General features: G+C 61.5%; 23 protein-coding genes and 1 other RNA gene. 22 read left to right on the forward strand and 2 right to left on the reverse strand.

The window, feature by feature from the left end; translation table 11 throughout:
* Positions 1–463: 463 nt before the first annotated feature.
* Positions 464–1,138, reverse strand: a complete 675-nt coding sequence (locus tag Q4G20_RS12345) for a S24 family peptidase (RefSeq protein WP_303343760.1) — start codon at positions 1,136–1,138, stop codon at positions 464–466.
* A gap of 39 nt (positions 1,139–1,177) precedes the next feature.
* Here Q4G20_RS12345 and Q4G20_RS12350 point away from each other — a divergent pair, with 39 nt between their 5' ends.
* The 17 genes from Q4G20_RS12350 (at position 1,178) to Q4G20_RS12430 (ending at position 9,467) form a co-directional block, all read left to right on the forward strand.
* Positions 1,178–1,675, forward strand: coding sequence for a helix-turn-helix domain-containing protein (locus Q4G20_RS12350; RefSeq protein WP_303343761.1), 498 nt, complete (start codon positions 1,178–1,180; stop codon positions 1,673–1,675).
* Positions 1,676–1,678: 3 nt separating this feature from the next.
* A complete protein-coding gene (locus Q4G20_RS12355) occupies positions 1,679–1,843 on the forward strand; it encodes a hypothetical protein (protein WP_303343762.1) in 165 nt (54 codons plus the stop codon).
* Positions 1,840–2,211: a hypothetical protein gene (locus Q4G20_RS12360; RefSeq protein WP_303343763.1), complete on the forward strand. Its 372-nt coding sequence runs from the start codon at positions 1,840–1,842 to the stop codon at positions 2,209–2,211. Before Q4G20_RS12355 ends, Q4G20_RS12360 begins: the two co-directional genes overlap by 4 nt.
* Positions 2,208–4,367, forward strand: coding sequence for a transposase (locus Q4G20_RS12365; RefSeq protein WP_303343764.1), 2,160 nt, complete (start codon positions 2,208–2,210; stop codon positions 4,365–4,367). Before Q4G20_RS12360 ends, Q4G20_RS12365 begins: the two co-directional genes overlap by 4 nt.
* A gap of 23 nt (positions 4,368–4,390) precedes the next feature.
* Positions 4,391–5,161: an AAA family ATPase gene (locus Q4G20_RS12370; protein WP_303343765.1), complete on the forward strand. Its 771-nt coding sequence runs from the start codon at positions 4,391–4,393 to the stop codon at positions 5,159–5,161.
* 1 nt (position 5,162) lies between these two features.
* A complete protein-coding gene (locus Q4G20_RS12375; RefSeq protein WP_303343766.1) occupies positions 5,163–5,537 on the forward strand; it encodes a hypothetical protein in 375 nt (124 codons plus the stop codon).
* Positions 5,534–5,746: a hypothetical protein gene (locus Q4G20_RS12380; RefSeq protein ID WP_303343767.1), complete on the forward strand. Its 213-nt coding sequence runs from the start codon at positions 5,534–5,536 to the stop codon at positions 5,744–5,746. The genes Q4G20_RS12375 and Q4G20_RS12380 overlap by 4 nt, the downstream gene beginning before the upstream one ends.
* Positions 5,743–6,306: a hypothetical protein gene (locus tag Q4G20_RS12385; protein WP_303343768.1), complete on the forward strand. Its 564-nt coding sequence runs from the start codon at positions 5,743–5,745 to the stop codon at positions 6,304–6,306. Before Q4G20_RS12380 ends, Q4G20_RS12385 begins: the two co-directional genes overlap by 4 nt.
* Entirely contained in the window at positions 6,299–6,643 is a 345-nt protein-coding gene (locus tag Q4G20_RS12390; protein WP_303343769.1) for a hypothetical protein, read from the forward strand. Before Q4G20_RS12385 ends, Q4G20_RS12390 begins: the two co-directional genes overlap by 8 nt.
* A complete protein-coding gene (locus Q4G20_RS12395) occupies positions 6,643–7,176 on the forward strand; it encodes a host-nuclease inhibitor Gam family protein (RefSeq protein ID WP_303343770.1) in 534 nt (177 codons plus the stop codon). The genes Q4G20_RS12390 and Q4G20_RS12395 overlap by 1 nt, the downstream gene beginning before the upstream one ends.
* Positions 7,176–7,358: a hypothetical protein gene (locus tag Q4G20_RS12400; RefSeq protein WP_303343771.1), complete on the forward strand. Its 183-nt coding sequence runs from the start codon at positions 7,176–7,178 to the stop codon at positions 7,356–7,358. The genes Q4G20_RS12395 and Q4G20_RS12400 overlap by 1 nt, the downstream gene beginning before the upstream one ends.
* A complete protein-coding gene (locus tag Q4G20_RS12405; protein ID WP_303343772.1) occupies positions 7,355–7,945 on the forward strand; it encodes a hypothetical protein in 591 nt (196 codons plus the stop codon). The genes Q4G20_RS12400 and Q4G20_RS12405 overlap by 4 nt, the downstream gene beginning before the upstream one ends.
* Before the next feature lie 18 nt (positions 7,946–7,963).
* Positions 7,964–8,236: an HU family DNA-binding protein gene (locus Q4G20_RS12410; protein WP_303343773.1), complete on the forward strand. Its 273-nt coding sequence runs from the start codon at positions 7,964–7,966 to the stop codon at positions 8,234–8,236.
* Positions 8,236–8,303, forward strand: an RNA gene (locus Q4G20_RS12415) — hammerhead ribozyme type II. The genes Q4G20_RS12410 and Q4G20_RS12415 overlap by 1 nt, the downstream gene beginning before the upstream one ends.
* Positions 8,304–8,310: 7 nt before the next feature.
* A complete protein-coding gene (locus tag Q4G20_RS12420) occupies positions 8,311–8,481 on the forward strand; it encodes a hypothetical protein (RefSeq protein ID WP_303343774.1) in 171 nt (56 codons plus the stop codon).
* A complete protein-coding gene (locus Q4G20_RS12425; protein WP_303343775.1) occupies positions 8,478–9,032 on the forward strand; it encodes a hypothetical protein in 555 nt (184 codons plus the stop codon). The genes Q4G20_RS12420 and Q4G20_RS12425 overlap by 4 nt, the downstream gene beginning before the upstream one ends.
* A 3-nt stretch (positions 9,033–9,035) precedes the next feature.
* Positions 9,036–9,467 (forward strand): gp16 family protein, encoded by a 432-nt coding sequence (locus Q4G20_RS12430; protein WP_303343776.1) that lies wholly within the window; start codon positions 9,036–9,038, stop codon positions 9,465–9,467.
* Here the strand turns inward: Q4G20_RS12430 and Q4G20_RS12435 are convergent.
* Complete coding sequence (locus Q4G20_RS12435) at positions 9,464–9,964, reverse strand: hypothetical protein (protein WP_303343777.1); 501 nt, start codon at positions 9,962–9,964, stop codon at positions 9,464–9,466. The genes Q4G20_RS12430 and Q4G20_RS12435 overlap by 4 nt on opposite strands.
* Positions 9,965–10,286: 322 nt before the next feature.
* On the opposite strand from Q4G20_RS12435, the gene Q4G20_RS12440 reads away from it, so the two are divergent.
* The 5 genes from Q4G20_RS12440 to Q4G20_RS12460 form a co-directional block, all read left to right on the forward strand.
* Positions 10,287–10,883 carry a BRO family protein gene (locus Q4G20_RS12440; RefSeq protein ID WP_303343778.1) on the forward strand — a complete coding sequence of 199 codons (597 nt, stop codon included), beginning with the start codon at positions 10,287–10,289 and terminating at the stop codon, positions 10,881–10,883.
* Entirely contained in the window at positions 10,876–11,040 is a 165-nt protein-coding gene (locus tag Q4G20_RS12445; protein WP_303343779.1) for a hypothetical protein, read from the forward strand. The genes Q4G20_RS12440 and Q4G20_RS12445 overlap by 8 nt, the downstream gene beginning before the upstream one ends.
* Before the next feature lie 24 nt (positions 11,041–11,064).
* Positions 11,065–11,658 (forward strand): MT-A70 family methyltransferase, encoded by a 594-nt coding sequence (locus Q4G20_RS12450; RefSeq protein ID WP_303343780.1) that lies wholly within the window; start codon positions 11,065–11,067, stop codon positions 11,656–11,658.
* A complete protein-coding gene (locus Q4G20_RS12455) occupies positions 11,655–12,017 on the forward strand; it encodes a hypothetical protein (RefSeq protein ID WP_303343781.1) in 363 nt (120 codons plus the stop codon). Before Q4G20_RS12450 ends, Q4G20_RS12455 begins: the two co-directional genes overlap by 4 nt.
* Before the next feature lie 81 nt (positions 12,018–12,098).
* Positions 12,099–13,023 (forward strand): peptidoglycan-binding protein (locus Q4G20_RS12460; RefSeq protein WP_303343782.1); only part of this gene is annotated, 925 nt, incomplete at its 3' end.

Here is a 13,023-nt window from a genome sequence, read left to right on the forward strand (position 1 = left end):
TGACGTGCGGTGTCGCAAACGCCGTGCAACACGCCGCGACACGGTAAAGCCCATGAAGAACAATAACTTATCCTGTCGCGCCGCGCCTGTGTCGCAAAATGTTGCAGAGGTCGCGCGACAGTTGTTTCGTTTAACATCAATAACTTACGTCGAATGTCGCAAATGTCGCAAGGTTTGGGCGTCTGGATACACGGACTTCCCCATAAACACTTACGGAAAAAATGATATGTTATTGCATGTTCATAAGGTGCATTCCTAAATAATGATATATGTATACATAAATGTAGGGGGGTGAACCAGACGGGATGAAACGGCATAGGTGATCAGCACCCAGAAAGCGCCGGAATCGTTGAAGAAAACGACGTTTTTTGCAGGGTGTGCATTCTGGACGGTTTGAGACGATTTTACCCAAATCGGCGGGCCGAATGGGATGAAATCGGCGCTGAATGAGCGCCGTCTTTTGTTAGAGGGTGCGGCCCACCCATACGACGCGACCGATCAGGTGCATCCGTTCAAGGCGCGGACCGTCGATAATGAAAGATGGATAGTCCTTGGCGTTGTCAGAGCGGACTTCGAGGGCGTCGGGCAGCACGTTGATGCGTTTGACGAACACGCCATCCTCATAAGTGAAGGCCCAGACCGCGCCGGTCATGCGCTGGTCTGCGGTGTCGATCATGACCAGATCGCGGTCGGCCACGGTGGGTAACATGCTGTCACCCTGCGCGTCGACGATGATCATTCCGTCCGGTTTCCGGCCCAGTCTGCGGGTAAAAAAATCCGTGGGAAAGGGAATAGAATCAAGGCGTTCCGCGCGGTCCACAAAGCTGCCATAGCCTGCGGACAGGGATACGTCAAAGCGCGGCACGTCGATCAGGTCGCGTGCTGGAGGTGCCGCAAGTGGCGGTGTATGTGACTGCGCGGGTGGCGTTGCCTCTCTGCCGGTTGCGAGCCATTCAATAGATATGCGCATCGCGTCGGCAATTCGGACAACTTTATCGACCGATGGCCGTGATCCATCAAGAACGCCCTTCAGGGTGCTATAAGGAACTCCGATTGTCTGCGCGAAGTCCCGTTCTGAATCGCACGAACTTTGGTTCATTAAAGTGCGAATGCGGTCTGCGACAGTTTCAGAACTCATCTGTCGCACCCCTTGCGACAGATGTTAGAGCGGCGACAGATGCTGCAAAGCATAATATTATCAGATCCTTATAGCAAAATACTGCATACCGTGGCCACACTGAAACTGTCGCATATCAAGTTGAACGAAATTATCCGCTCAAAGACCTTGCGCTTGATCGAACTTTCGATCATTATCGCCCCAATGTTGACACATAACAACACAAATCCCGTTGGAACGGGGGAGGAGGCAGAGATGAACGGTATTCCAATCGGCTGGCACCCTGCGCGCATTCGCGCTGAGGTTGTTTTGCGCGGCGGAAACTTCAGCCGGATCGCCCGCGAAGCGGGCATCGACCACACCTGTATTTCCAAGGCCCTGCGCGTCCCCTGCTATGTCGGAGAACAGGCATTGGCCAAGTTCTTGAAGGTTCCGGCCTATACGATTTGGCCGAGCCGCTATGATGCCGATGGAATGCCGCGTCATGCCCGCACCCGCGCCCAACTTATCGCCAACAAGTTGACGGTAAAAGCCACAAAATACGCGAAAGGGGCATGATAAATGACCATCTTGTTCGTTAAATCGTTCATGAGCGCCCTGCGCGCGGCTGATCTGGACGACATTCTGGGCGCAATTGCGATCTGGGGCTTGCTGATTCTGGGCCTGTGGGTCGGGTTTGGCGCAGGGCTGGCTGATATGGGCCTGATCACCGAGGTGCAGAAATGAGCCCCCGGTTTGATCGCCCCGAAAACCCGCTGGCGGCGCGTGTTGCCATGCTTGAAAACGAAGTTCGTCGCCTTCAGGGCTGCGTCCAGTGCGCTGCACCTTCCGACCCCCGGCGGCGTCACGAGGTCACGGTGCTGATCGCAGATGTTTTGCGCCACGCGGCGCGCCTGCCCGGCGCGCAGGGGCTGAACGCACTGGGCGAGCGTTATTCCGACTTGAAGGTCAAGCCCGCCGAAATGAAGGCGGTCCTGATTTCTGTTATCACGGATGCTTTCAAGGACAGCGACGGCTTTTTCGATCTGTTGTGGATGATTTGTTCACTTAACAGCCCCGCGGATTTCATTGAGCTTATCGAGACTCCGGAATGACGAGCGCCGCCCTGTCCTCTGATGATGCGTGGAAAAGCGCGGCGGAATGGGCCGCTGCTGGCTTGGCCGGGATGCCTGCAAATCGCACAGCCGCTCTTAAATTGGCGGCTCGTGAGGATTGGAATGCCCTCGGCCACGGCAAAGCCCGCAAGCGCAAGGGGCGCGGGGGCGGCTGGGAGTATCATGTGTCCTGCCTGCCAGAGACGGCGCAGGCGGATTGGTCGCGGCGGCAGCGCGCCGCAGAGGCGCAGGCCGTGGCCCAGCATCATCAGGCGCAGGCCGCGCGCGCGGTCGAAACCGCCCCCGAAACCATTACGGCCCGCCGCCGTCAGATCATGGAGTCGCGCGCGGCTTTGGTGATCGACATTCAGCGCCGGGAATTCACGCTGAAATCCACATCCAAGGCGATTGCCAGCCTGCTGGCGGATGCCGAAAACGGGGTGCTGTCGGATCTGATGATGAAACAATTGGATCTGGCCACGGACAAAAAGCGCCGCGCGCTGCCCAGCCGGTCGCGGTTGTTTGAATGGCGGCGGTTGTATCAGGATGGCGGGGTCAAAGCCCTGCTGCCCGATACGCGCGCGCAGGAGGTCAAACAAGATCATCCCGTCTGGCTTGCCGAAATGCTGCGGTTTTATTGTCGCCCGCAAAAGCTGACGCTGGCGGATGCGTTGAAAGCCATGGCTGCGGCGCGACCGGATGAATTCGTGCCATCCTATGACCAAGCGCGGCGCGCGTTGAAGGGTATGCAAGGCACGGTTCGCTGGATCGACGCCCATAAGGGCCGCGAAGGGCCGTTGGCGCTGAAAGCGCGGCTGGCCTTTGTGCGCCGGACGCTGGACGGGGTGGAACCCACCGAAATCTATACGGCGGACGGTAAGACGTTCGAAGCCTATGTTGCGCATCCCATTCATGGCCGCCCGTTTCGGCCCGAAGTCACGTCAATTCTAGATGTGGCCACACGCAAATGCGTGGGCTGGTCGGTCGATCTGGCCGAAAACAGCCGGGGAACGGCGGATGCGTTGCGCACGGCCTGCGCCAGTAACGGGATTCCGGCGATTTTCTACACCGACCGGGGGCCGGGTTTCCGCAACAAAATGATGGACGATGCCAGTCTGGGCATCTGCGCGCGGCTGGCGATCACGACCCAGCATTCACTGCCTTATCTGTCGCAATCGCGCGGGATTATCGAACGGTCGCATCAGACGATTTGGACGCCCTTGGCAAAAACCTTTCCGACCTATTGCGGCGATGACATGGATCGCGAGGTGTTTCAGCGCCAGCACAAGGCCATCGGTCGCGAGATCAAAGAATTCGGCCACAGCAACGCCCTGCCGTCATGGGATGACTTCGTGGCGGCGGTTGAGGCGGCGGTGGCGGCCTATAATGACCGGCCCCATTCCGGCCTGCGTGTGCGCGACGGTGCGACGGGCCGGATGCGCAAGGCCAGCCCGAATGAATGCTGGGCCGGGTTTGTTCAGGCCGGATTCGAGGCGATCCCGCTGGGGGCGCATGAGGCTGACGATCTGTTCCGGCCGTATTTCAAGCGGACCTGCGCGCGCGGGGAAATTTCGTGGAACAACAACAAGTATTTCCACGCCGATTTGCAGGCATTTGACCGCATGGAAGTCATTGTCGGCGTCGATATTCACGACGCCAGCAAAGTCTGGGTGCGGCGGCTGGAAATCGACGAAGGCAAGATCGTGCCGGGGGCGCTGATCTGTGTGGCCGAGTTTTACGGTAATGCGCAGCGGTATTACCCGCAATCGGTCACGGAAAAAGCCAAGGAAAACCGTAGCAAAGGCCGGTTGCGCCGCGTTGACGCCAAGCGCGACGAAATCGAGGCCGAAACCCGCGCCCCCTATTACATCGAGGGTCGGGTGGAACAGCCCGCCCCCTTTATCGACGCGACACCGATTGCCGAACCGGTCGCGACCCTTTCCCCCGCAGCCCCCGGCGCGCCGCATGAGACAGCCCGCCATTGGGATGAAGACGCTGATTTCGCGCTGCGGGTTCTGGAAGACCCCAGTCTGCTGACGCCCGGCTGGGCGCGGCTGCTGGAGGATAAAATGCGTCGCCCCACCGGGCGGGACATTTTGAGAGAGGCAGGCGTGGACCTGATGGATTTGGAAGACCTGATCAGGTCCGCCGCCTGACCCAACAAACAAGAGGAACTTACATGAGACCGAGCTTTGTTGAAACAAAAAATTACCGGGCCTTTCGTGGCGCGCTGGACCATCTGGAGGGGCGCGGGGCCGAAGAATGCCGGTTGATCGTCGTGGACGGCGCGCCGGGCTTGGGGAAAACCACGATCCTGCAACGCTGGGCGGCGCTGGGCAGTTGTTTTTACCTGCGCGCCAAGGATGACTGGACCACCTATTGGCTGATGCAAGAGCTGCTGGAGGTGGGCCGGATGTCCGCGCCCCACGGCCATGCCGCGCGGTTCAACAGCTGCCTACAACTGTTGGCCGAACGTCAGCGCACCGCCGAAATGGTCGGCAATCAGTTTATCGTGGTGCTGGACGAGGCGGATTATATTTCGGCCAAGCCGAAACTGATGAATCTGGTCCGCGATCTGGCCGATGTGTCGGGGGTTTGTTTCGTTTTGGTCGGCATGGGCCGCATCCGTGACAATCTGGTGCGGTTCCCGCAGACCGCCAGCCGCGTCAGCCAATATGTGCGGTTTGAACCCGAAGATGTCGCGGGCGTGACCGCGTTTCTAGCCGCGAAATGCGAGGTCAAGGTGGCCCCCTGTCTGGCGGCTTTCGTGGCCAGTGCCTCGGGCGGCTATAACCGCGAAATCGTTGAGGCGATCAAGAATATCGAGCGGTTCGGGCTGCGTCATCCGCCATCCGGCGATGACGGGCTGACCATGCGCGACATGGCCGGTCAGCTGCTTCTGAATGACCGCAAAACCGGCAATCCCATCACCGTTCCCGGAGGAAAATAAGATGACCCAGCATGTGCATTTTGACCTGACGCGCGCCGAAAAAGAGCTGCGCGCCGAGATTATCGCCAGTTTCGACCAACAAATCGCAGCGGCACAGAGCGATGATATGCGCCAGTTTTTGACGGATCAGAAAGAGCTGACGTTGGCGGCCTATGTCCCGGTGGCTTTGAAGATGATCCAAATCCAGAATGACGGGCGATCCTATGACGATTTCGCGGGGCTGGCCGGGATCGTGTTCAGCAATGTATTTCGACTGATGGTCGCCAATGCGCCTAATCCCCGGCGGGCTGTGACGCTCTTTCATGGTCAGGCGGTGTGTCCGGGCGATAATAATCTGTCATTTGAAATCGCCCCGGAACAGGCGGGCCGGGCATGAATGCGTTTATTCTGTCCGATAAAATAGATGACGGTTCGACGCATCGTGATGCGATATTGCGCGACTTCAAGGCTGTTTTCGAAAAGGGTCGGCTGGTTGTGACCATGACCGTCGAGGTCCGCGACGCATATGAAATCGGCTACACCCTCAAACAACTTGAGGAGATCAAAGCAGCGCATGCCCCCCTTATCAAAGGGGCCGCGAAATGAGTGCCGTTCAGACCGCCATTCTGGGCCAGATCGGCGCGGGATGCCTGACCACGGGTCAGATCATCGCCGCCACGGGGTTCATTCCACAGCAGGTCTATACCGCCTGCCGCAAACTGATCCTGCGCGATCTGATCGCCCGACAAGAGATCGGCTGTTTCGCCCTGACCGATGCGGGCCGCGAGGTGCTGGACGGCAAGCGGTCGATCCGCAGCAAGATCGGGCGGGCCAAGGCCCCGAAAGGGCGCGGATCGCTGCGTCAACGGGCGTGGAATGTCATGGCGATGACCCCGGTATTCACGGTCCCTGATCTGGTCACCGTGGTCTGCAACGGGGCCGAGCGCCGGGCCAGCGACAATCTGCAACGGTTCTGCGCGCGGCTGGCACAGGCGGGGTATCTGGACCGGCTGACCACGCGCGCGCCCGGTGCGCGGCTGTCGTCAAATGGCTTTATCCGCTACCGCGTGCGCCGCCATACCGGCCCCGTCGCGCCCAGCTTCCGGCCCGAGTCGTCCGCATTTTACGACCACAATCTGGGTCAGGAGGTGCGCTGTGATGGCTGATGCTGCCCCCGAATGGCTGGTGATCCTGCGCCGGGAATGCAAAGCGCGCCCGATTGCCCAGGTCGCCCGCCAGCTGGGCTATGCCCGCACATCTGTGTCGCTGGCCGTGCATGGCCGTTATGGCGGCACCGGCGCGCGTCTGGCCGCGCGGGTGATGGCGGTTTTTGACCGGCCTGTCACCTGCCCGCATCTGGGCGCACCGATCAGCCGCGCGCACTGCGCCGATTTTCGGACGCGCCCCCTGCCCACCAATTCCGCCGCCGATCTGAAGCATTGGATCGCCTGCAAAACCTGCCCGGTCGTCACCGGGACCACCCAAACCGAAAGGACCGCCTGATGGCAAAAAAAGTGAAAAAAGCGGCGGCAAATCTGCCCATTCCTGCCGATGACAGTGAGGCGCGCGAAACGATCCGCGCCATCGGCGATGCCAACCGCGACATCATCCGGCTGCAAGCCGAAATGAACGATCAGATCGCCGCCGTGCAGGAAGAATATGGCGAAAAAGTCGCCCCCCTGCGCGCGCGTGTCGAGGCGCTGACGGACGGGCTGCAAATGTATGCCGATGTCAATCGCGTGCGGCTGACCCGCGACGGCAAGGTGAAGTTCGCCGAGTTTGTTACCGGCAAGATTTCGTGGCGGCACCGCCCCGCCAAAGTCAGCCTGCGCAAGGTGGATGAGGTGATCGCCGCCATCAAAGCCGCCGGTCTGGCCAAGAAATTCCTGCGTGTGAAGGAGGAAATCAACAAAGACGCGATGCTGGAAAAAGCCAATGTCGCGCAGGCCAGCGGCATTGCGGGCGTCACCATCGGATCGGACGGCGAGGATTTTATTGTCGAGCCTTATGAAATCGACCTGAAGGGGGCGGCGTGATGGCGGAACTGTCAAACGCCATCAGCATGGCATGGCATGAGCTGAACAAATCACTGCGCTCTGCCGCGCGCGGTGGGGCCAGCCTTGATGAAATGATCACGCTGCTGCGCCGTCGCGCCGACCAGCTGGATCGTGCCAAAGAACGCGGCCTGACCGCCACAGATGCGGTGAAATATCCATGATCGAATGTATGACCACCTATGGCCTGATTGACCTTACCCGCCTGACCGCGCGCGATGTCGAAGCGCCGGTGATTGCCGACAGCCTGTCCAAAATCAACCGGTTCAACGGGCGCACCCCGCAGCCGTGGTCGGTCGCCGTCCATTCGGTGATCGTGTCACGGCTGGTCAATCCGCGCGCTGCCGCGTGGGGGCTGTTGCATGATGCGCATGAGGTGTTTCTGGGCGATCTGACCACCCCGGCGCAAGACTATCTGGAGGCGTTCGGTGACATCGGGAATCTGCGCGACGCCAAGGGCCACCTGGACATCCAGATCACGCGACATTGGCAGCCTGACACCCTCGCGCCGGTCATGAACGAGGTCAAGCGCATCGACCGCATCACCTGCGCCGCTGAAATGTTTGTATTTTTCGGGGGTGATGTCGCCATCCGACCCGAAGACCACGACGATCTGGACCGCGCCATCACTCTGATCCGCGATCTGGACACCGGCCATGATTGGCGTTTCGCGCGCCAGCTGTGGCTGAACGAGGCCAATGATCTGGCCAGCATCGGCCAACTGGCCCTGCCCAACCACACCAAAACCTGAACCCGAAAGGAAAAAACCATGAACACCGTCAGTAAGTCCGACATCATCCGCCAGATCGCACAGGCCCACGGCCAGACGCAGGACAATGTCCGCGCCAGTGTCGATGCCCTGATCGACGCCATTCTGGGCCATGTGCAGGCCGGGGCCAAGGTCAACCTGACCGGGCTGGGGGCATTCAGCCTGCAACACCGCCCCGAACGCATGGGCCGCAATCCGTCCACCGGCGAGCCGGTCCAGATCGCGGCCAAGGATGTCCTGAAATTCAAGCCCAGCACGCAGCGCAAAGCCTGACGCGAAACCGGCCCTGCGGGGCCGGTCGGCCGGGCGTGGTGGCCCGGTCCTGATGATGCAGCCAAAGGAGATGAATGATGTTATTGCCATTGATAATCGCGGGGCTGATCCTGTCCTTTATGGGCGGCGTGGCCTGTGGTGCCATTGCCAGCGACGGCGACCCGCTGCCGTCGGGCTGGTATCTGCTGCCCAGCGCGGCGATTGGGGCGCTGCTGCTGCTTACTTTGCTGTGGGGGCGGTCATGATCCCGCGCATCACCACCCACAGCCGCCCGGATGGCGGCGTTGAGGTGCGCCAGATCACCGAAACGGTGATCGCCACCTTTACCGATCCGGCCCATGCCGCCCTGTTCTGCGCGGCGCTGACAGCGGATTACCAGCCCGATGCCCGTTTTTTTGACCACGCAGGAGGTCGCCCGGATACGGCCCATGCGCCGATTCCGGCCCCCGCGCCGGACGCGGCCCAGAACAAACCCGATACCCCCCCCAATCGGCAGGCCAGACGGGATGAAATGGAGGATGACCGCCCCCGCCAGCCCCCCGAAACCACGGTGCAAGCCAGCGACGACGAATTGCAATGGGCCTTTGCTCGCATCGAATCGGGGGACAAAATCCAAGACATCGCCGCTGAAAAGGGCTGGAACTGGCGGTCGCTGCGCGCGTCATGGTCGCGTGAATGCCAGCGCCGTCAGAAAGACGTCGCGGCATCCGGCACGGTCAACTGCACCCTGTGCGACCGCGAATTCACCCCGTCTTTGTCCAATCCCGACACCTGCGCGCGCTGTGCGAAAGGATAAGCCATGAACGCCAACGCCATCATCAACATCGCAAAATCGCAGATGGGACTGGATGAGGCCACCTATCGCGCGCTGCTGGCGCGCGTGACGGGCAAAGACAGCCTGCGCGCCATGAATGACCGCGAAAAACGCGCGGTCATTGATGAACTGAAACGCCGGGGATTCCGGGTGCAGGCCAAGGGCAAAACCCTGCCTGCATCCACCAAAGCATATGCCCGCAAAATCCACGCGCTGTGGCGGTCGTGTTACCAGCTGGACATCGTCCAGGACGGATCGCGCGCCGCCCTGCGTGCGTTTTGCCGGAATATGACCCAGCCGGGACAGGCCAATATCGCCACCGATCCCGACCTGATGACCTATGCCCAAGCCCAGCCCGTCATCGAGGCGCTGAAAAAAATGGAAGCGCGCGGAAAAGCAAAGGCAGGGCGCAGTTAATGGGCGGCGTCGGTCAGACTGTCCATGAAGTCGTGAAGGCTGCGGCTGTCGTCCACATCGCAAAACGCGATGAAGGCGGGCATCAGCTCGTCAAAGTCGGGGTTGTCCAGTTTCGCAGTGCTGATCGCCCCGGCAAGATACAGCGCGCCGCTGGCCAGTTCCGTTTGGATAACCGGAGACGACCAGCCCATTTCAGTCGCGCGCACTTGCGTCATGATATCACGGCAGGGCAGCCCGTTCTGAATAATCCGTGCCGCTGTTTCGCCGTGCCGACGGGAAGAGAACGCCAATTTCCAGTATTCGTAGTCATCGCCGGTCGCCCCTGCGACACTAGCTGGTGCTGTTGTGGACGGACGCCGTTCCCAAGTTTCTCTGCCTTCAAGAATGTTGCCCATCATACGCTGGTAATCTTCGAGCATTTCGGACTGGGGGGTGAAGGGGACGTAGCCTGCGGCGACGAGCGGCGCGGAGATCAGCGCCAGAACGGCGCAGGTCATTCTAAACATATCATTTTCCCCTGTTGGTTGAGCTGCAACCGTCGCGCGCATTGGGCGATTCGACAAGGGGATTTGACATCGGGGCGGCAAATGGGCATTTTAAACCTGTCCGGCAGACAAGGCCGGATCGGGTTTGACAGCCTGTTCGATGTAGCCCTGACGAAGGGCGCATGGCATTTTGCCAGCGCCTTTTCCTATGGTCGGGCAGCGTGGGAGACCGAAAGGTCTGCCGCGTCGGCTACAGCGCGGTCTGTCAACCTGCGTCTGCCCGGCCACCAGATTGACAGCTGGTGTCAGGGCTTCACATTGAAGGACTGTAGCAATGACCGAACTGCAATTTCACGACACAACGCTGGCGATTACCGACCTGTATGGGCAGGCTTGGTTAAGGGGGTCGCAAATTGCGACGGCCTTGGGTTACGCCAGCCCAGAGGTTCGCATCCGCGACCTTTACAACCGGCACCGCGCCGAGTTCACCCCGGAAATGACCGCGCTGGTCAACCTGCCGACAGCGGGCGGGATGCAGGAAACCCGCATCTTCAGCCTGCGGGGCGCGCGCCTGCTCGCGATGCATGCCCGCACGGCCCGCGCAGCCGAGTTCCGGGCATGGGTGCTGGATCTGATCGAAGGGGCCAGCCGTCCCGTCAGCCCCGCCGCCGAATTGCTGGCCGCGCAGGCGGAAATCAACGCCCTGCGCGCGGAATTGCTGCGCCAGAACCGGCGTTGGGACCGGCTGCGGCAGATCATCGGGCTGGGCCTGACCCGCGCGGAAATCGCGGGCGCGCTGCGCATCAGTTCGGCCACGCTGACCCGCGATATTCGCGCCATGCGCAATCTGGGCCTGATCACGCCGCAGGCGCTGACCGGCCACGGCCCGCGCCGCGACACCCGTCAGGTGGAGATGTTCGCCCATGTGTGATCGCCCCATCGACCGGCTGGAAAACGCCACTGCATGTCTGCGCGCCGTCCGCGATCTGGTCGCAACCCCGCGCGACATCGACCCCAACCCGGATGATTTTTACAGCCTGCTGGACAGCATCATCCGCGAATTGTCCCGCGTCCGCGCCGACCTCTAGCGCCACCATCGCAGGGGGCCGGTCATGAGCGGCTGGCCCTTTGCCCATCTGACCCCGATGAAATACGGCGTCATTCTGGCCGACCCGCCATGGTCGTATCAGATGCGCAGCGTAAACGGTCACGACAAATCCCCCGAAGCGCATTATGCCACCATGTCGCACGATGATCTGTGCGCTTTGCCGGTCGGGCATCTGGCCGGGCCGGACTGCATGTTGTTTCTGTGGTCCACATGGCCGCATCTGCCGCAGGCGATGGCGCTGATGACCGCATGGGGGTTCACCTATGTCACCGGCGGATCATGGACCAAGCGCACCAAGGCTTGGAATGTCGCAATGGGGACCGGCTATGTGCTGCGATCCGCGACGGAGCCGTTTTTGCTGGGCAAGATCGGTGCGCCCCGCGCCCGGTCCCGGTCCGTGCGGGGCCTGATCAACGCCCCGATCCCGGACCTGATCGAAGGGGTGCGGCGCGAACACAGCCGCAAGCCACCGGAAATGCGCGCCATGATCGACGATCTGTTCCCCGATGTCTGGGGCTGCGAATTATTTGCCCGTGAGCCGTGGCCCGGTCGCGACGTCTGGGGCAATCAAACCGACCTGTTTTCAGAGGCATCATGACCGATATTCCATCATCGCTTGAGGATGTGGCCGAAGCCTGCGGCACCCGCGCCGCGCTGGCGCTGCTTGCGCATTTCGAGGGGATCGACCTCTATTTCCCGCACAATCCCCGGCCCGATCACCCGATCTTGCAGGCGCTCGGCCCCGAAGACGGCCCGGCGGTCTGTCATTATATGGCCGGCGAAACCGTCACCATTCCCAATCGCAGCCCGGCGAAACGCCGCGCGCGCATTCTGGCGCTGCACGAACAGGGATTGTCAACCGCCGCGATTGCGCGAAAAATGAGCCAGACCCAACGCTGGGTGCGCGAGGTAATCCGGCGCGCGGGCGAAGACGATCAGGGGGATTTGTTCGGCTGATCTGTTGCCGGAACGTTCCGCCCGTCACCCACGGGCCATGATCGGGGACACCATTCGGGAACAACTTTGCCCGAGGCCCCCATGACGATCACCCCCGAATTGCTGCGCCGCATCGCGCCGGTGCCTGCAACATCCGCCAAGGCCGCGCGTCAGCGCCGCATCACCGACGCCATCGCCCCCCATCTGTCGCGCCTGTTGCCCATGGCGAGCATCGTCGGCCCGTTCCGTCTGGTGCATTTTCTGGCCCAAGCCGCCCATGAAACCGACAATTTCACCACGCTGGAAGAATATGCCAGCGGCGAAGCCTATGAAGGCCGCGCCAATCTGGGCAACAGTCAGCCGGGCGATGGTCGCCGCTTCAAGGGGCGCGGGATTTTCCAGACCACGGGGCGGCATAATTACCATGAGACCGGCGAGGCGCTGAACGTCGATCTGATCGCCAATCCGGCCCGTCTGCTGGATCCCGAACTGGCCGTGCGCAGCGCGATTTATTACTGGAACAGCCGCACGATGTCGCCGCTGGCCGATACCAATGACGTCGAAATCGTCACCCGGCGCATCAATGGCGGGCTGAACGGGCTGGATCACCGCAAGGCCCTGACGCGCGCCGCCGCGCGGGAAATGTTCGGCACCACGCTGGACCAGATGACCCTGCGCCTGCGCGCGCGCGGTGACGGTGTCCGCGCCCTGCAAACCGCGCTGAACGCGGTGCATTATTTCACGGGCGAGGTGGATGGGGCGTTCGGCCCGCGCACCGATGACGCCGTGCGCGCGTTTCAGCGCGACCACAGCCTGACCATCGACGGCATTGCCGGGGCCGTGACTTGGGCGCATCTGGCGGCGGCGGTCGCCGTAGGCGCGGTGCGCGCGGTCAGCCCGGATCGCGCGACGGCCAGCATCACCGATCTGGCCGCCAAGGGGTCGCGGATCGCGTCCAGTTCGATTCAGGGGGTCATCACCACACTGGCCGCATTGGTCAGCGCCCTGCCGCTGATCTTGGCCGATG

Origin of the sequence: Paracoccus sp. (in: a-proteobacteria) (assembly GCF_030538495.1) — a bacterium.
GTDB lineage: Bacteria > Pseudomonadota > Alphaproteobacteria > Rhodobacterales > Rhodobacteraceae > Paracoccus.